This window comes from Vibrio sp. Vb339, from assembly GCF_902751245.1.
Classification (GTDB): Bacteria; Pseudomonadota; Gammaproteobacteria; order Enterobacterales; family Vibrionaceae; genus Vibrio; species Vibrio coralliirubri.
Map to the genome: position 1 here is coordinate 37,415 of NZ_CADDIS010000010.1, position 17,179 is coordinate 54,593.

Below are 17,179 nucleotides of genomic sequence, written 5' to 3' on the forward strand. Positions count from 1 at the left end.
TATCTACTGGACAGCAATTAGAAGCATAAATTCCCTAGAGCACACCGATTTGAACAGCCAAGTAAGTAGGTACTTACTTGGCTGCTTATTTACGTTTAATCCGATCTAGGAGTGATTAGAATCGGAAACTAATACGCTCTGCGTTAAGCACTTCTTGTACTTGAGCTGTGTCTGTTAGTAGGTTCACCGTCATTTTTTCAGTGTTGCTGAACTTAGAGAACCACTGAGTGCTAACTGTGTCTAGCTTAGCAACGTCTGAACATTCATAGTGGTACTCAACAGTGAACTCACCGTGGCCACCTTCAGAGTGGTCATGACCTTCATGATCGTGGTGGTCGTGACCTTCGTGGTCATCATGATCGTGTTCAGCGTGGTCATGGCCTTTGTGGTCGTCATGATCGTGCTCAGCGTGGTCATGGTCTTTGTGGTCGTCATGATCGTGCTCAGCGTGGTCATGGCCTTCGTGGTCGTCATGGCCGTGTTCCGCATGGTCATGGCCTTCATGGTCGTCATGATCGCCTTCTAAGGTGTTTGCCACTGACTTGAACTTCAGAGTACAACTCGCATTGTTAAAACTAAACAGCTCTTCTGGCTTGTTTAATTGTGCGATAGCCTGCTCAAACACTTTTTTCTGTTCTGCAGTTTCTGGAGCATGTTCAAAGCCAACCACATCTGCGCCAGGAGCTGTTACTTCAACAAGCAGTTCTTGCCCATCTTGCGCGATGTTTACTTCAACTTGACCATGTACATGTGCGCCATGAGAGCGGAATTCTTCGTTAGCTAGAACATTTGTAGAGACAGTCATGCCGATAACAACGGCTAAAATAGTAGGTTTCATGTGTTTTTCCTGAATAAAGGTTAATTAAAAAGTAGTAGTATTTAAGCGATCTTTACAGGAGGTGAGCGAGCTAAATACGCGAAATATAGCCGCTGTAGTGAAGTTACTGACTCTGTGATAGCGACAGTAAATTCCGAATGGAACTCTGGAATCTGTGGTAGTGAATGCGCTGTGATGAACTGATTAAGTGAAAACAGCTCACATTGATGCGAAGTGTGGTGTTCTGGGTGAATATCCACAATATGTGTTGCGGCTAACAGGCTTAGCATAAGCATCAGCCCTAGCAAAAAGCAGGTTTTGCGTTTCACATTGTTGGGTGTGTTTTGCCACATCAGGATAATTAACCACAGAATTAAAAAAGGATACTGTTACAATATAACAATATCCTTTGGTTAGGTCTCGAAAAAGACGCGAATATCTTATTAAAGACTCGCTTTAATCAACTCAATGACTTGAGTGACTTCTGATTCGTTTAATGCGCCTTCTTTTACAAACAAGATTTTACCTTGCTTGTCTTGAACGATAATCGCTGAGCTTTCTTCTTTTAGAGCCCATGATGACGCAACGGCACCGTCTTCATCTAGGACCATAGAAGACCATGGAAATTCTTCTTTGCTGCTTTCGGCAGACGACTTAACAAAAGACCCAGTACCCCAAATCGCATCATCTTGGTTGATGATGGTAGTGGTTTGGTAGCTATCTTCTGAGAATTTCGATGCGGTAATGGCTGCCATCAGTGGTGCGTTGAGCTCTTTAGAGCTACTGCGGCCAGCGATAGCTTGAACGACGCGAACTTTACCTAGAAGATCATTGGTTGCCCAAGCTTGATATCCAGTATTTCCGTCGTTTAGAACAATCTCACCGTAGTTACTCACATCGACGGCAGGCAGGGTAGTGCCTACTGATAGGTTGTGAGCATTGGCGAAGAGTGGAGAGGCTGCGGCTAGAAAAGCCAGTAGAGTTTTGTTTTTCATTATATTTTTGTTCCGCTTATTGGTTTGCACAGGAAGTATAATATGAAATTTGAAAAATGCCTCTTTAACTTTTTTATCGTACGACGTAGAAAGAAGTTGCAGGCTTGTTACCAAAAGGTATAATGCATCAATATCGAGATGAACAATAGATTATCTTGCTGTTTGCTAAAGGAATTAGCGATTAAATGTGCTTTGAACAGCGACGCTGTTCAGGTATGTGACTGAAGTACTCAAATGGAATTGAGGTTGTATTATGTTAAGAAAATTTTCTACTTACCGTCCACATCAGGTGGCGCGTTTCGTTAAAGTCTTGTTCAAAGGCCAATTTGCTATTGAAGGTGTTGGAGAGTTTCGCTTCGACCAAGGCAAGGTGCTTCTTCCTGAAGTTTCAGACAAACAAAAGCTCACTATTTTTAAAGAAGTTAACGGCACGATTGCAGCGTTGCCGGTGTAACTGCGCTTTATCGATTTGTTTGCACCGAATAGATTAACAATGAAAAGGGCTTCCTAATTGGAAGCCCTTTTTTAATGCGTGTCGTTCTCGCTGGTATGTCGAACGGCCCTTTATTGTGGAGGGAAGCAGACACCTGTTCCACCCAACCCGCAATACCCATTCGGATTTTTAGCTAGGTATTGCTGGTGGTAGGTTTCTGCGAAAAAATATTTTCCAGCAGGCAGAACTTCCGTCGTGATCTCGTTGCCTAAAGATTCAGTCATTGCTCGTTGATATTCACGTTTAGAGTGCTCAGCGATAGACTGTTGTTCTTCACTGAAGGTGTAAATCGCAGAACGGTACTGAGTCCCTAAATCGTTGCCCTGGCGCATTCCTTGAGTTGGGTCATGACGCTCCCAAAAGGTCTCAAGTATTCGAGCTAGAGAGGTTTGTTCACTATCAAATATGACACGAACGACTTCGGTATGGCCGGTTTGCCCAGTACATACTTGTTCATAAGTGGGATTAACCGTGTAACCGCCAGCGTAACCAACGGATGTTGAAATAACGCCATCCAATTGCCAAAACAAGCGCTCAGCTCCCCAGAAGCATCCCATACCAAACAGGACTTCTTGTTGAGAGCCCGTAGGCGCATCGAGCAGGTCGGTTTGATTGACGAAATGGCGCTCAGTGATTCGAATTGGATCAGCATTTCCCGGTAGTGCGGTTGCTGCAGAAACCAGTTGTTGTTTGTTTAGCATGTTATATTCCTTTTCGCATACGTTTACCGCGCTGGCTTTTATTTAACGTGGGTTCATATTAACTGTTGGTCAATATTGAATAAGTCTTTAAATTAGACCGTGTTATTCCAGGATTTATTACAGACTCAATGCCTATTTAGCGGTATTATTTCTTTTCACTTATTAACGTATTGATAACTTCTTCACCAATTAAACATGATAAGAAAAACTTTACCAGTTCTGATTGGCACTCTATTGTCATCGACGCTCGCTTTCGCTGACGTTTCCCTTGAAATCAAAGGGCTAGATGGAGCGCTTGAGGATAATGTTGATGCTTATCTGAGTGCGATCCCTGAAGAAGAGTATTCGGTTTCACTAAGATTCCAATCCCGCTTGGAATCTATGATTAAAGAAGCTCTGAATGCGTTAGGCTACTACCACCCTAAAATCACATTTACTCACTCCGAAGATGATACCGAAATGACCGTTACGGTTGAGCCGGGAGAGCCTGTTGTTATTTATACTTCAGATATCGTTCTGACGGGTGAAGCCAAAGATGACCCAGACTTTTTAGCCTTGATAGCGAAGAGTAGCTTGTCTAAAGGTTCGACTCTGAATCATGGTAATTATGACTCTTTGAAATCGTCGATCCGCAACCTTGGCTTAGCGAAAGGCTACTTCGATGGTGCTTATGATCTTAGTAAGCTAGAAGTGGCTCCTGAATTGAATCGCGCTTATGTTCGTCTTCATTATAACAGTGGTATCCGCTATCACTTTGGTACTACTCAGGTTACTGGTAGCCAGATAGAAGAAGATAAGGTGCAGTCACTTAAACCATTTGAGGATGGCGAACCTTACTCAATCACCAAAGTCGGTGAGTACAACCAAAACCTGTCTAATACGGATTGGTTCTCCTCGGTATTTGTTGAACCAGATTTAAGCCAGTTAGGCGAAGGCCGAGAAATCCCGATGAAGGTTAGCCTTGCTCCGCAAGCTCGTAACCAAATCGAAACCGGTATCGGTGTCTCAACCGACCTTGGTGTGAAAGGCACTCTCAAATGGAAAAAACCTTGGGTGAATGATCGAGGCCATAGCTTTAATAGTAGCTTGTCGATCTCGAAGCCTGAGCAGACGATCACGGCTGCTTATAAAATCCCATTGGATGACGTACTTAATGACTACTACCAAGTTAAGTATGGTATGAAGAATTTGGATAATCGTGATACCAAGAGTTTGGAATCAAACTTAGCGCTAGAAAGATATTGGCGTCTGGATAATGGCTGGCAACGCACGGTGTTCATTCGATACTTGGTCGAAAACTATGAGCAAGGTTTGCAGGATGACTTGGCGCAATTTGTGCTGCCGGGTATTGCTTTCTCACGCACTCGAACACGAGGTGGTTCGATGCCGATGTGGGGCGACAAACAAACTATTATGTTTGAAGCTGCTGATGATACCTTGTTATCTGCAACTAAGGTTGTCCGTTTTCAAGGTCAAACCGCTTGGATTCGAAGCATTGGCGACAATCACCGAGGCTTAACTCGACTTCAATTTGGCGGCAACTTTGCTGACGAGTTTGATAAGCTATCTCCCTCCCTAAGATTCTTTGCTGGTGGTGACAATAGCATTCGTGGTTATGGTTATGAGTCGATCTCTCCTCGAGATGAAAGTGGTGCACTAACGGGTGCAAAATTCATGGCAACCAGTTCGTTTGAATACCAATACCGCTTGGTTGGAAACTGGTGGGGAGCGGCATTCTACGACATTGGTGATGCATTTAATGATAAACCTGAATGGAAACACGGCACTGGTGTCGGTGTTCGTTGGGCGTCACCTGTTGGTCCAGTGAGTTTAGATTTTGCTTGGGGTCTAGATGCAGCAAAAGGTGATGAGTTCCAGTTACACTTTAGTTTAGGGCCAGAATTATGATCAAAGTGATGGGCAAATTCATTAAGTGGACGTCGATCTCATTGACGTCTATTTTGCTGTTGTTGGTAGCCCTGCTAGGTTTTGTTTTGTTCACCAACCCAGGGTTGAACACTGTGCTGTGGGGTGCTGAAAAAGCATTGCCACAACTTAAAGTGGAAAGCACCAAAGGGGCACTTTTTCCAAGTTTTACGCTTAATAATGTCCAGTTCAAAGATGATAGCCTTCATATCGACACCAAGGTTAAAAAGCTGAACTTGGCTATTAATCCTCGCTGTCTGCTCGACCCTAAGCTGTGTGTCGATCGTTTAGCGATTCAAGGGTTGGACTTCGCATTTACTGAGCTGCCTCCTGCCTCTACAGAAGAAACAGAACCGACTCCGCCCGTAACATCGGTAAAAACACCGCTGCCAATCGTAATCAACCGTATCGCTTTATCTGATATCAAGTTGAATATCTTAGGGCATGAAATTGAATGGAGCCTGTTCTCTACGGCTTTGAGCATGCAGGGCGAGAAGCTAACGGTATCGCCAACCTTATTCAATGATCTTAAGGTTAAACTCGCGGAGTCGACAGAAGAACCGCAAGCAGAAAAGGTTGAGCCAGAAGCTACCGAGAAAACGGCTATTGAATTGCCGGAAGTCTGGATTCCTTTACAGGTTGTGTTGGAGCGTTTTGATCTTAACCGTTTCACCTTAGAACAAGAAACACCAATCGTTGTGAACCACCTTGGGCTAGAAGCTCGCGCGGGCAAACACACGGTTGATGTTTCAACTCTCGAACTCGATATGCCACAAGCCAGTGCAAACCTAACGACTAAGGTTGAGCTCAAGAGCGGTTATCCGTTAGAGCTTTCTTTGGATGCGTTAGTGAAAGAAACCGACCTTGCTGGTCAGAAGTTGTCTCTGAAAGCACAAGGCAGCGTGGCTAAGCTAAACCTAGATTCCCAATTTTCTGAGCTGATTGAGGCAAAGTTGTCTGGGGATATCGAACCCTTAGAGCCGACTTTCCCATTTGACCTTCTTTTAGAGGGCGGGCAAGCGCAATGGCCCCTTACCGGAAAAAGCGATTACCAAGCGACAATTGAGCAATTCAAAGCTGATGGCTCACTAGATGGTTTCAATGTTCTACTTAAAGGTGAAGCCGATGGTAAGGACATTCCTGAGTTAGCCATCGATCTACAGGGTAAAGGCACGACAGAACAGATTGAGCTCGAGCGTCTAAAACTGAACACGCTAGGCGGTGAACTTAACGGTGTCGTTAAAGCGAACTGGAAGAGTCTCGTTAACTGGCAAGCTGACGTGACACTCAAAGATATTCAACCGGGTCTGCAGTGGCCAGAAGCCGAGGGCAACATTAGCGGAAGCATCGTCACCTCAGGTGAGTTGACGGAAGCGGGCGGCTGGGCGATTGAACTGCCTAAATTGGAGATTGAAGGGATCTTGCGAGAATACCCTCTGGATATCGAAGGACAATTGTCAGCGTCAGATCGCAGCGCGAGCGGTGAACCAAAGCTGAAAACCAGCGGTTTGAGCTTGGCTCATGGTGTTAACTCGATTAAGGCACAGGGGCAACTTGATAAGCAATGGGACATGGGCGTTGAGATCTTCTTCCCTGAGCTTGCAAAAAGTGTCCCTGATTTGAAAGGCAGAGTGATTGGTAACATCCAGCTAAGTGGTCCAACGAAAGAGCCTGAAGTCGATCTCGCTCTAAATGTGGATAAGGTAGATTGGAATAACGAAGCAACACTCGAATCTTTGTCGCTTAATGGCTCTGTGGTTCCTCTGCCATTACCTGAGGCTCAAGCCGAACTTGTACTAAAAGCTAAGAACTTAACCTATCAAGAGCAAAGCGTGGAAAGCATTGATCTCACGGTGAGTGGTGGCGAGAAGAAACACACAGTGACACTTGATGTGATATCCGACATCGTGTCGACAAGTTTGGCCATCTCTGGTGAGTTGATTCAAAAGCCTTCTATTATTTGGGATGGATCGTTAGACAGAGTCAAAATCACCACTCAGCAAGGTCCTTGGGTGTTAGATCAACCTGTCGCGATAAAGGCGGATGTCGATAAACAGTTTGCCGATGTGCAAGCGCACTGTTGGAAACAATCGGGTTCGAGCGTGTGTTTGGATGAAGACGTTCGTGTCGGAAAATCGGGTGAGGCCAAAGTGGCCATCAATCAATTCGATTTCGAGCAGATTAAAGCCTTTGTGCCTAAAGAGACGCAATTACAGGGCTTAGTCAATGCAACCGCTCATGCTAAGTGGTCTGAACAAGGTGAGCCTGAGGTCACGGTAAGCGTTGATATGCCGAAAGGTCAGGTTGTTCAACAAGTGGGTGAGCCAATCACACTGGGCTGGGAAAGCGTTGCATTGAATGCTCAACTGAAAGACAACAAACTGGATGCCGATTTTAAGTTGGATGTTTCCGACAATGGTGACCTGTCTGGTACGGTGTCGTTACCGAATATTCTTGCCGAAGACAAAATGGTCGATGCGGCAATTAAGCTGACCACGTTCCATCTTGATTTCTTACAACCAATTCTAGGTGAATACAGCTTATTGAAAGCCGACCTTGAGAGTGATCTTCAAGTTAAAGGCTCTTTGATGCACCCTCAAGTCTTTGGTCAATTCTCTGTTGATGGTATTCAAGTGAAAGGCGACGTTACGCCTGTTGATGTTAAAGATGGCCGCATTGACCTCGACTTTGATGGTTATAGTGCAAAACTGGATGCGAATGTCGAAACGCCTGATGGTCACCTTGATATTGAGGGAACCGGAGATTGGCAAGATCTTAAAGCATGGCACTCTAACGTTAGAGTTTTCGCTGATGAGTTGATGGTTGATATCCCACCGATGGTCAAGGTCAAGGTCGTGCCTGATATGACCATTGATGTCACACCAGAGCTGGCGAAAATTACCGGTGATATTGCATTACCATGGGGACGAATTGTTGTTGAAGACTTACCACCGTCAGCGGTTGGCGTCTCTTCTGATCAGGTTATTCTGAATAAAGATCTAGAGCCAGAAAACGAAGATACGATCCCATTCAACGTGATGACGAATATTAATATCTCCATTGGTGATGACTTTAAATTGTCTGCTTTCGGTCTTGAGGGTGATTTGGTCGGTAAGCTCAACGTGGCTCAAAAAGATCAAGGTCCATTTATTACAGGTGAAGTGAACATCGTCGATGGTACTTACCAATCATTCGGTCAAGACCTGTTGATCGAAGAGGGTAAGATTCTAATGAATGGACCACCGGATCAGCCGTATGTAGCCATCAACGCGATTCGTAATCCTGATAATACTCAGGATGACGTGACCGCAGGTATTCGAGTGACAGGCCCTGCGACAGAGCCGACCATCGAGATTTATTCTGATCCAGCAATGCCACAAGCGAACGCGCTGTCTTATATTTTGCGTGGCCAAGATATCGACGGTGAGTCGAGCGGTTCGATGACAACGACCTTAATCGGTTTGAGTTTGGCGAAGAGTGGTAAGGTTGTCGGCGAAATTGGTGAAGCCTTTGGTGTACAAGATTTGCAACTGGATACCGCAGGCTCTGGCGATGACTCTCAGGTGACGGTAAGTGGCTACATCCTGCCAGGCTTACAGGTGAAGTATGGTGTGGGTATCTTCAACTCGCTCGGTGAGTTTACTGTTCGTTATCGATTGATGCAGGATCTCTATGTTGAAGCTGTTTCTGGCCTAGACAGTGCTGTGGACCTTCTGTATCAATTTGAGTTCGAGTAGAGCCGTATGGGAGGGCATATGCAGCATCTTGTTTTTGTCTATGGAACCTTGAAGCAAGGTCAGTCCAATCACCATTATTTGCAGGGCTGCGATTTATTAGGGCAGTTTGATACACCTAAGGAATACGCACTATTTGATTTAGGTGCCTATCCGGCGATGATTTTGGGAAAGAAAAGTGTCGCTGGTGAGGTCTATATCATTAACGACGAAATTTTAGAGTCGCTCGATCGGCTAGAAGATGTTCCTGTTGAGTATCGTCGCGAGCAAATAGAGACTATATTTGGATTAGCATGGGTATATTTGTATCAGCTTGATCTAACAGCTAATAAAGAAATACTTTCGGGTAACTGGTGTAAGCGGAACAACCCGCTATAGTGAATGAACTACTGGAAGCATTCTGACGTAATAGCTAAAAGTCTCAATGTACAGGCTAGTCTTTTTCCATCAGGAGGAAATTATGAAATATCTATTATTGGTGCTATCAGTAATGCTATTTGGTTGTGCGCAAACTCCGCCACCAACATCAATGAATACGACCGATTGGCAGAGCTTTGGCGAAGAAATGGCGCTAAAAGGAAAAACCAAACAGACTGAAGCAAGTTTGGCAGAAGCTGCGTCTTCACCGTCTATTGATGCCGATTTGTATGCGGCTTACGACCAAGGCTATGAAGTGGGTAAAACTCAGTACTGTTCGCAGAACCCGCGAGCGCTAGGACGCCGCGGTGAGACCTACCTTGGCATTTGCGATGACGTCGATAAATGGTTCCGTTTTAATTACGAACGTGGTGCTGAATCAAAATATAGCGTTCAATAATTCGGTGATTGTTTAATTCAGCGAACAACAAAAAGCCAGCATGTGAATGCTGGCTTTTTTAATGACGCTATTTTGAGAAATGAACGAGGGGTTTAGTCTCGGTTTAGCTCAAGAAACTCTTCTACTTTGCGAACCATGTCTGTTGAGCCAACAAAGAAAGGTACACGTTGGTGCAGTTCAGTTGGTTTGATGTCCATGATACGTTGAGCACCGTCTGAAGCGATACCGCCCGCTTGCTCCATAAGGAAAGCAATTGGGTTGCATTCGTAAAGCAGACGCAGTTTACCTTGAGGGTGACTTTGCGTGCTTGGGTACAAGTAGATGCCGCCTTTCAACAGGTTACGGTGGAAATCTGATACTAGAGAACCGATGTAACGTGATGTGTAAGGGCGGTTGTCGCTTGGCTCATTCTCTTGGCAGTACTTGATGTACTTCTTAACACCCGTAGGGAAGCGGATGTAGTTACCTTCGTTGATTGAGTAAATCTTACCTTCGTCTGGAATCATCATGTTTTCATGAGATAGGCAGAAGGTACCCAGTGATGGGTCGTAGGTGAAGCCATTTACGCCAGCACCTGTTGTGTATACAAGCATGGTTGAAGAACCGTAAATCACGTAACCCGCGGCTACTTGCTTGTGTCCTGGCTGTAGGAAATCTTCTTGTGTTGGTGGAGTACCGATCGGTGATACTCGACGGTAGATAGAGAAAATTGTACCAACCGATACATTCACATCGATGTTTGAAGAGCCATCAAGTGGATCCATCAGTACAACGTATTTTGCGTTTTTGTTGAGCTCTTTATTGAAGGCGACAGCTTCGTCTTCTTCTTCACTTGCAACACCACAAACTTGGTCACGAGCTTCTAGAGCCGCTTTAAATTTGTCGTTCGCGTAAAGGTCTAGCTTTTGCTGCTCTTCACCTTGCACGTTGTCTGTACCAACAGCGCCAGTGATGTCGACTAGGCCAGCCTTGTTGATCTCACGGTTAACAATTTTTGCAGCAAGTCGAATAGACGACAAAAGGGATGATAGATCACCGCTTGCATGGGGGAAGTCACTCTGTTTCTCAACAATGAACTCACCAAGGGTGCGCATCTCAGACATGTTATTTCCTTAAACTTCTCTCAATATTAGGGGGGATTTGAGCACTGTAGATTCGGCCTCTTGAGTGGGCTTTATTCATCTAGACGCTTACCTAAATTCTAAAGGTTAGATCTTTTTAATGGTAATGAACTAAGCGACACAGATCTCACTTACTATGTCGACTCAATTTGTTTTGCATTGCCGCTCGCTTTTAATCGCCATTTAATGATAATGAGTGCAAGCCGTTTTTAATTAGGCATCGTTTATTTAGCCAAGCGTTTGGAAGCAATTTATGCATATTCATATCTTAGGAATTTGTGGCACCTTCATGGGTGGTGCTGCGGTATTGGCTCGTCAATTAGGTCACAAGGTTACGGGTAGTGACGCGAATGTTTACCCACCAATGAGCACCTTGTTGGAATCACAAGGGATTGAAATTATTGAAGGGTTCGACCCTAGCCAATTAGAACCAAGGCCAGATCTCGTGGTTATCGGTAACGCAATGAGCCGCGGTAATCCGTGTGTTGAGTATGTGTTGGATAACAACCTTAGATACACCTCTGGCCCTCAGTGGTTGCAAGAGTTCCTGCTGCATGACCGTTGGGTGTTAGCGGTATCGGGAACGCACGGTAAGACCACGACATCAAGTATGCTGGCTTGGATCTTGGAAGACTGTGGCTATGCACCGGGCTTCTTAGTTGGCGGAGTGTTGGGTAACTTTGGTATCTCTGCTCGCCTTGGTGAAAGTATGTTCTTCGTGGTAGAAGCTGACGAATACGACAGTGCTTTTTTCGATAAACGATCTAAGTTCGTTCATTACCACCCAAGAACCTTGGTGATGAATAACCTAGAGTTCGATCATGCGGACATCTTTGACGATCTTGAAGCGATTAAGCGTCAATTCCATCATTTGGTGCGCACTGTGCCGAGCAATGGCCGTATATTCTCACCTAAGCAAGATACTGCTATTCAAGATGTTTTAGCTCGCGGTTGCTGGAGCGAAACTGAATCGAGTGGCGAGCAAGGCGACTGGGATGCCAAGAAACTGGTCAAAGATGGCTCTCAATTTGAGGTTTACTTCCAAAATGAATGTGTTGGAACGGTAAATTGGGATTTAGTGGGCGACCACAACGTAAATAATGCCTTGATGGCGATTGCCGCTGCACGACACGTGGGCGTAACACCAGACCTCGCTTGTGAATCGCTAGCTACCTTTATTAATACTAAGCGTCGTTTGGAGTTTAAAGGCGAGGTGGCAGGTGTTTCTGTTTATGACGATTTTGCTCATCACCCAACGGCGATTGAACTTACGCTCGGCGGATTACGTAATAAGGTCGACACTAAGAAAATCATTGCCGTTTTAGAGCCTCGCTCTGCCACCATGAAACGTGGTGTGCACAAAGAAATCCTGGCTGATTCGTTGAAGCAGGCGGATTCTACCTACTTATTCCAACCGGATAACATTGATTGGTCAGTTCAAGATGTTGCAGACGCTTGTCACCAACCTGCACACGTGAGTGATGACATGGATGCATTCGTTGCTAAAATTGTCTCAGAGGCGCAAGCTGGCGACCAAATCTTGGTAATGAGTAATGGTGGCTTTGGTGGCATTCACCAAAAACTGTTGGATGGATTGGCACTCAAAGGCTAGCGGCATCCACGACCTTATAATTTGAAGTAATTGAGAACATGACAAAACACGATAAAGCGATAACTCTTGCTTTCACTGGCGCATCCGGTGCGCCTTATGGCCTGCGTTTACTTGAATGCCTTTTGGCAGCCGATTATCAGGTTTACTTGCTGATTTCATCGGCAGCGCGAGTGGTATTGGCGACCGAGCATGAACTTAAGTTACCTGCTGGGCCAGATGCGGCGAAACAAGCTTTGGTTAAACATCTTGGCTGCGACCCTGAAAAGCTGGTGGTGTGTGGCAAAGATGATTGGTTCTCGCCAGTTGCCTCTGGTTCAGCAGCGCCGAAGCAGATGGTAGTGTGTCCATGTTCAGCGGGAAGCTTGGCTTCGATTGCACATGGCTTGTCGGATAACCTGATTGAGCGAGCAGCAGATGTGGTCATGAAAGAGCGAGGCCAACTGTTGTTGGTGGTTCGTGAGACGCCATTTTCGACGCTTCATCTAGAGAACATGCACAAGCTTTCGACCATGGGCGTAACGATTATGCCAGCGGCTCCGGGTTTTTATCACCAACCTAAGTCGATCGAAGATCTGGTCGACTTTATGGTGGCGCGCATTCTGGATCATCTTGGTATCGAGCAAGGTTTAGTGCCACGTTGGGGTTACGATCAACGTAATTGATCCAAACTTGATAGCTTATTGTTAAAATTCGAATTACAATTCTGAACACTCATCGGGGAGCGAACCATTCAAACAATGAATGCCAGCTGAGATCAAGCACACGCTTGGGACCCGTAAACCTGAACCAGATAATGCTGGCGTAGGAATTGAGTTAGGAACAACCTCTACCGTTCTCCTCTCTCAAACCTGTGCCGCTCAGACCATGGAGAGCGTCCAGTGAAATTCACATTAACTACCCTTGCTGTTACTACAGCTATTTCTTTTTCTGCCTTTGCTGCAGACAACACTTTGACTGTATACACCTATGACTCTTTTGCTGCGGATTGGGGCCCTCGTCCTGCCGTTGAAAAAGCATTCGAAGAGAAGTGTGGTTGTGATGTGAATTTTGTCGCTCTAGAAGATGGCGTGTCTATTCTGAACCGTTTACGTCTTGAGGGCGGCAACAGCAAAGCCGATATCTTGCTAGGTCTCGACAACAACCTGATGGCTGAAGCGAAAGCGACGGGTTTATTGGCTGAGCATAATGTTGATACTTCATCAGTAACACTGCCTAATGGTTGGAACGACAGCACTTTTGTACCCTATGACTTTGGCTACTTTGCTTTTGTTTACAACAAAGAGAAGTTGGCAAACCCACCGAAGAGCCTTAAAGAGTTGGTTGAGCAGCGTGATGATCTCAAGGTTATCTACCAAGACCCACGTACATCAACACCAGGCCAAGGCATGATGCTTTGGATGAAATCAGTATACGGTGATGAAGCGACGGCAGCATGGAAGAAGCTTGCTCAGAAAACAGTGACTGTAACCAAAGGCTGGTCTGAAGCTTACTCAATGTTCCTAGAAGGCGAGTCGGATTTAGTCTTGTCTTACACAACGTCGCCGGCTTACCACATTATTGCTGAGAGCGATTCTAAGTACGCAGCAGCAAGCTTTGAAGAAGGGCATTACACTCAAGTGGAAGTGGCCGCTAAGGTTAAAGGCAGCAAGAACGAAAAGCTTGCTGATGAGTTTATGGCGTTTATCCTAAGTGATGAATTCCAATCGGCGATGCCAACAGGTAACTGGATGTACCCAGTGACCGATATTGAGCTTCCAAAAGGGTTCGAGCAACTTACGGTTCCTCAGAAAGCGCTGAGCTTTAGCTCAGAAGAGATCGCCGAGAAGCGTAAGCTTTGGATTCGTGAATGGCAGAGTGCACTTACTTTCTAACTTACTTTAAAAAATAGGCTTTCTGTATTTAAAAGTTCGTTCGATATACTTTGAGTGAACTGTTTACGGTAAAAATCAATTTATGATAAAGAAAACACCTAAGGTTGGGATTTGGGTAGCGACACTCATTACCGCCTTCGTGGTTTCAGCAGTTGGGGCATTGCTTAGCAATGCCCCTTCTCTTGATATCAGCCAAGTATGGTCCGATCCCTACTATTGGCATGTAACGAAATTCAGTTTTTATCAAGCGACACTCTCAACAGTGCTGAGTGTTGGCTTTGCTATACCTATTGCGCATGCGCTGTGTCGTAGACAATTTTTTGGACGCGCTTTGTTGTTAAGGCTGTTCGCGTCGACCTTAGTCCTGCCGGTGTTAGTTGGTGTATTTGGCTTACTTGCGATCTATGGTAATAGCGGTTGGTTAGCTAAGTTTTTGGCGAACTTCGATATTGAATTACCATTTTCCATATACGGATTGAATGGTATTTTGCTGGCGCACGTTTTCTTTAACTTGCCTTATGCCAGTCGCTTACTTTTACAAGCCTTAGATACGGTGCCTGCCGAGCAACACAAGCTTTGTGCTCACTTGGGTATGAGTCATTGGAACAAATTCAGATGGGTTGAATGGCCTCGCTTAAGACAGCAATTACCACATGTGTGTGGCTTAGTCTTCATGTTGTGTTTTACCAGCTTTGCTACCGTGATGGCGCTAGGCGGTGGACCTAAATCAACCACTATCGAGCTCGCTATTTATCAGGCGATTAAATTCGACTTTGACCTTCAAGCTGGTGCCTTGCTCGCGATATGGCAAATGCTGCTGTGTGGTGTGCTAGCGGTGAGCATTCAACGCCTATCGAAACCTATTTCAGTGACGGCTAGTCAGCTGTCGGAAGAGAAATATTTGGTTAAGGACAGCTGGTGGTCAAAAGCTTGGGATAGCTTTTGGATCATCATAGTCTCAATGCTGGTATTGCCGCCATTAGCTATGGTTATCGTCAGTGGAATTAACTCGCAGGCATTAACCGTACTCAGCAGCGAGCCGCTTTGGGCGGCGTTAATGACCTCGGTTAAAGTCGCGTCATTAGCAAGTGTTATCGCAGTTGGTATTGGTATCGCCATACTGCTGACTAGCCGAGCATGGCGTTTACAGAACAAGAATTTTCGAGCCGATAAAATCGAGCTGATTGGCACTATTATCTTAGTGACTCCGGGGCTGGTGATCAGTACGGGTATCTTCTTATTACTGCGTTCATTCACCGATGTATTCAGTTTAGCTTTCTTTATCGTGATTGCCGTCAATAGTTTAATGGCGCTGCCTTACGTAATTAAAACCTTGGCTCAACCTATGCTGCACTTATCTCAGCAGTACCAGTATGTGTGTGCAAGCTTGGGTATGACAGGTTTCACGCGTTTTAGGCTAGTGGAGTGGCGCGCATTGCGTAAGCCGATGGCACAAGCGTTTTCGATCAGCTTTATGTTGGCGATGGGTGACTTAAGCGCGATTGCTTTGTTTGGTAGCCAAGATTTTAGAACTCTGCCTTTGTACCTATTCCAATTGTTAGGCAGCTATCAAATGGAAGCGGCGGCGGTAGTTTCTGTGAGCTTACTGTTACTGAGTGTCGGCAGTTTTAGCTTAATAGAATTTTTATTTACTCGAAGATCTAAGCTCGATGCTAAAGAGTTGAGGAACCGATGATGTTAGTGATGAAAGATGTGGACTACCACTATCACAGAGAGTTGTTTAGCTTTGATTTTCAAGCTGAGCAGGGCGATATTGTTGCGCTTATGGGGCCGAGTGGTGCGGGTAAATCTACACTGTTGGCGCTAGTTGCGGGGTTCATCGAGCCTACATCGGGTGAGATCTCAGTGGCTGGGCAATCGCTTATTGGTAAAGAAGCACATCAGCGCCCATTGGCGATGTTGTTTCAAGAGCACAACCTGTTTGCTCACCTTACGGTGCGAGAAAATATTGGCTTAGGTCTGCATCCAGGTTTAAAACTTACTGCAACCCAAAAGCAAGCTGTGGAACAAGCCGCAGCGCAAGTTGGCGTCGCTGAGTATTTGGATAGGTTGCCTGAGCACTTATCAGGCGGTCAACGCCAGCGTGTTGCGTTAGCGCGTTGTTTTGTCCAACCTCATGATATTTGGCTGCTTGATGAACCTTTCTCTGCGCTTGATCCTTTGCTGCGTGAAGAGATGCTTAGCTTAGTGAAGCGATTAGCGGCAGAGCGAAATATTACTGTCTTGATGGTGACTCACCATTTAGGTGACGCACGCAGTATCGCGAATAAGTTTGTGTTTGTGGCGCTAGGTAAGGTGTTGGTTGAAGACTCGATAGAGGCACTGACGGCGGATCATCCACAGACAGAATTAAGCTCATTTGTTAAAGCAGGTGAGTGACAACTCATCACTCTTGTTTAATCTCTCTGATATTGAGTACGTAGAAAACAAAAAGACCTAGCATGCGCTAGGTCTTTTATTCACTCTATGAGTAAAGCGAGATAACGATTAGTCTTCTAGCTTTAGCTCTTTTAAGATTTGGAAGATCTCACGAGAAGACTTCGCAGGCTTGTTCGCTGATTTCTCTTTGTTAGCTTGGCGAGCTAGCTGACGAAGACGCTGACGGTCTGCTTCAGGGTACATTTCCATTACTTCTGAAATAGCCGCATCACCTTCAGCAACAACACGATCACGCAGTTGTTCAAGCTTATGTAGCTCAGCTGTTGCTTGTGAGTGTTTGTTACGTACTTTATCCAAAGCCGCTTGAATTGGCTCAGGATCGACATTACGCATTACTTTACCAATGTATTGAAGTTGACGACGCTTCGCTTCATTTTTAAAGCGTTGTGCATCTTTAATCGCTTGTGCCAAATCTTCAGACAGCGGAAATTTGTCTAATACAGAAGGCTTTAGACCAACAAGCTCTTCTCCCAGCTTTTGCAGGGCATCCATGTCCGTTTTCATTTCTGTCTTACTTACCCAGATGATTTCTTCTTCTGGTTCCCATGGGGCTTTTTGGTTTTTGCGAGCCATCTTTTCTGCCTATGTCACTATCTCAAACGAATATATTGCCTATTTTAGCAAGAATCTTG

16 protein-coding genes and 1 riboswitch are annotated in these 17,179 nt (G+C 45.3%); of the genes, 10 read left to right on the plus strand and 6 right to left on the minus strand.

From position 1 onward, the window contains the following. Positions 1-115: 115 nt before the first annotated feature. The 3 genes from zrgA to HRQ85_RS24285 all read right to left on the minus strand — a co-directional run bounded on the left by zrgA (position 116) and on the right by HRQ85_RS24285 (position 1,812). Positions 116-838 (minus strand): zinc uptake protein ZrgA, encoded by a 723-nt coding sequence (gene zrgA / locus HRQ85_RS24275; RefSeq protein ID WP_172380803.1) that lies wholly within the window; start codon positions 836-838, stop codon positions 116-118. 41 nt (positions 839-879) lie between these two features. Further along, complete coding sequence (locus HRQ85_RS24280) at positions 880-1,170, minus strand: DUF2607 family protein (protein ID WP_172380804.1); 291 nt, start codon at positions 1,168-1,170, stop codon at positions 880-882. A 90-nt stretch (positions 1,171-1,260) separates the two neighbouring features. Continuing rightward, positions 1,261-1,812, minus strand: coding sequence for a YtfJ family protein (locus HRQ85_RS24285; protein WP_172380805.1), 552 nt, complete (start codon positions 1,810-1,812; stop codon positions 1,261-1,263). 253 nt (positions 1,813-2,065) lie between these two features. On the opposite strand from HRQ85_RS24285, the gene HRQ85_RS24290 reads away from it, so the two are divergent. Further along, the gene (locus HRQ85_RS24290; protein WP_019821424.1) at positions 2,066-2,266 is read left to right on the plus strand and encodes a DUF1107 family protein; all 201 of its coding nucleotides are present in this window, start codon (positions 2,066-2,068) and stop codon (positions 2,264-2,266) included. A 110-nt stretch (positions 2,267-2,376) separates the two neighbouring features. On the opposite strand, the gene msrA is transcribed toward HRQ85_RS24290, so the two are convergent. Continuing rightward, entirely contained in the window at positions 2,377-3,006 is a 630-nt protein-coding gene (gene msrA, locus HRQ85_RS24295; RefSeq protein WP_017058899.1) for a peptide-methionine (S)-S-oxide reductase MsrA, read from the minus strand. Between the two features lie 195 nt (positions 3,007-3,201). Between msrA and tamA the strand changes: the two genes are divergently transcribed. The 4 genes from tamA (at position 3,202) to HRQ85_RS24315 (ending at position 9,483) form a co-directional block, all read left to right on the plus strand. Further along, on the plus strand, positions 3,202-4,914 hold the full coding sequence (gene tamA, locus HRQ85_RS24300; RefSeq protein WP_048605926.1) for an autotransporter assembly complex protein TamA: 1,713 nt from the start codon (positions 3,202-3,204) through the stop codon (positions 4,912-4,914). Further along, on the plus strand, positions 4,911-8,669 hold the full coding sequence (tamB, locus tag HRQ85_RS24305) for an autotransporter assembly complex protein TamB (RefSeq protein WP_172380806.1): 3,759 nt from the start codon (positions 4,911-4,913) through the stop codon (positions 8,667-8,669). The genes tamA and tamB overlap by 4 nt, the downstream gene beginning before the upstream one ends. Before the next feature lie 18 nt (positions 8,670-8,687). Beyond that, a complete protein-coding gene (locus HRQ85_RS24310) occupies positions 8,688-9,044 on the plus strand; it encodes a gamma-glutamylcyclotransferase family protein (RefSeq protein WP_172380807.1) in 357 nt (118 codons plus the stop codon). Between the two features lie 82 nt (positions 9,045-9,126). Then, on the plus strand, positions 9,127-9,483 hold the full coding sequence (locus HRQ85_RS24315) for a DUF2799 domain-containing protein (RefSeq protein ID WP_048618645.1): 357 nt from the start codon (positions 9,127-9,129) through the stop codon (positions 9,481-9,483). A 92-nt stretch (positions 9,484-9,575) separates the two neighbouring features. On the opposite strand, the gene fbp is transcribed toward HRQ85_RS24315, so the two are convergent. Continuing rightward, complete coding sequence (fbp, locus tag HRQ85_RS24320; protein ID WP_017097551.1) at positions 9,576-10,586, minus strand: class 1 fructose-bisphosphatase; 1,011 nt, start codon at positions 10,584-10,586, stop codon at positions 9,576-9,578. A gap of 271 nt (positions 10,587-10,857) precedes the next feature. On the opposite strand from fbp, the gene mpl reads away from it, so the two are divergent. The 5 genes from mpl (at position 10,858) to thiQ (ending at position 16,487) form a co-directional block, all read left to right on the plus strand. Then, positions 10,858-12,216 (plus strand): UDP-N-acetylmuramate:L-alanyl-gamma-D-glutamyl-meso-diaminopimelate ligase, encoded by a 1,359-nt coding sequence (gene mpl / locus HRQ85_RS24325; protein ID WP_172380808.1) that lies wholly within the window; start codon positions 10,858-10,860, stop codon positions 12,214-12,216. Between the two features lie 38 nt (positions 12,217-12,254). Then, positions 12,255-12,878, plus strand: a complete 624-nt coding sequence (locus HRQ85_RS24330) for a flavin prenyltransferase UbiX (protein WP_016787846.1) — start codon at positions 12,255-12,257, stop codon at positions 12,876-12,878. Between the two features lie 43 nt (positions 12,879-12,921). After that, a riboswitch (TPP riboswitch) is annotated at positions 12,922-13,041 on the plus strand. A 53-nt stretch (positions 13,042-13,094) separates the two neighbouring features. Next, entirely contained in the window at positions 13,095-14,087 is a 993-nt protein-coding gene (thiB, locus tag HRQ85_RS24335; RefSeq protein WP_172380809.1) for a thiamine ABC transporter substrate binding subunit, read from the plus strand. Positions 14,088-14,169: 82 nt separating this feature from the next. Next, on the plus strand, positions 14,170-15,783 hold the full coding sequence (gene thiP, locus HRQ85_RS24340; protein WP_172380810.1) for a thiamine/thiamine pyrophosphate ABC transporter permease ThiP: 1,614 nt from the start codon (positions 14,170-14,172) through the stop codon (positions 15,781-15,783). Then, on the plus strand, positions 15,783-16,487 hold the full coding sequence (gene thiQ / locus HRQ85_RS24345) for a thiamine ABC transporter ATP-binding protein (RefSeq protein ID WP_017071293.1): 705 nt from the start codon (positions 15,783-15,785) through the stop codon (positions 16,485-16,487). The genes thiP and thiQ overlap by 1 nt, the downstream gene beginning before the upstream one ends. 108 nt (positions 16,488-16,595) lie before the next feature. On the opposite strand, the gene yjgA is transcribed toward thiQ, so the two are convergent. Continuing rightward, entirely contained in the window at positions 16,596-17,120 is a 525-nt protein-coding gene (gene yjgA / locus HRQ85_RS24350; protein ID WP_017058909.1) for a ribosome biogenesis factor YjgA, read from the minus strand. Positions 17,121-17,179: the final 59 nt, after the last annotated feature.

What these genes read in the sequence shown, in the direction of transcription:
- zrgA (WP_172380803.1), bottom strand. Translation starts at nt 838, where the DNA reads ATGAAACCTACTATTTTAGCCGTTGTTATCGGCATGACTGTCTCTACA.
- HRQ85_RS24280 (WP_172380804.1), bottom strand. Translation starts at nt 1,170, where the DNA reads ATGTGGCAAAACACACCCAACAATGTGAAACGCAAAACCTGCTTTTTG.
- HRQ85_RS24285 (WP_172380805.1), bottom strand. Translation starts at nt 1,812, where the DNA reads ATGAAAAACAAAACTCTACTGGCTTTTCTAGCCGCAGCCTCTCCACTC.
- HRQ85_RS24290 (WP_019821424.1), top strand. Translation starts at nt 2,066, where the DNA reads ATGTTAAGAAAATTTTCTACTTACCGTCCACATCAGGTGGCGCGTTTC.
- msrA (WP_017058899.1), bottom strand. Translation starts at nt 3,006, where the DNA reads ATGCTAAACAAACAACAACTGGTTTCTGCAGCAACCGCACTACCGGGA.
- tamA (WP_048605926.1), top strand. Translation starts at nt 3,202, where the DNA reads ATGATAAGAAAAACTTTACCAGTTCTGATTGGCACTCTATTGTCATCG.
- tamB (WP_172380806.1), top strand. Translation starts at nt 4,911, where the DNA reads ATGATCAAAGTGATGGGCAAATTCATTAAGTGGACGTCGATCTCATTG.
- HRQ85_RS24310 (WP_172380807.1), top strand. Translation starts at nt 8,688, where the DNA reads ATGCAGCATCTTGTTTTTGTCTATGGAACCTTGAAGCAAGGTCAGTCC.
- HRQ85_RS24315 (WP_048618645.1), top strand. Translation starts at nt 9,127, where the DNA reads ATGAAATATCTATTATTGGTGCTATCAGTAATGCTATTTGGTTGTGCG.
- fbp (WP_017097551.1), bottom strand. Translation starts at nt 10,586, where the DNA reads ATGTCTGAGATGCGCACCCTTGGTGAGTTCATTGTTGAGAAACAGAGT.
- mpl (WP_172380808.1), top strand. Translation starts at nt 10,858, where the DNA reads ATGCATATTCATATCTTAGGAATTTGTGGCACCTTCATGGGTGGTGCT.
- HRQ85_RS24330 (WP_016787846.1), top strand. Translation starts at nt 12,255, where the DNA reads ATGACAAAACACGATAAAGCGATAACTCTTGCTTTCACTGGCGCATCC.
- thiP (WP_172380810.1), top strand. Translation starts at nt 14,170, where the DNA reads ATGATAAAGAAAACACCTAAGGTTGGGATTTGGGTAGCGACACTCATT.
- thiQ (WP_017071293.1), top strand. Translation starts at nt 15,783, where the DNA reads ATGTTAGTGATGAAAGATGTGGACTACCACTATCACAGAGAGTTGTTT.
- yjgA (WP_017058909.1), bottom strand. Translation starts at nt 17,120, where the DNA reads ATGGCTCGCAAAAACCAAAAAGCCCCATGGGAACCAGAAGAAGAAATC.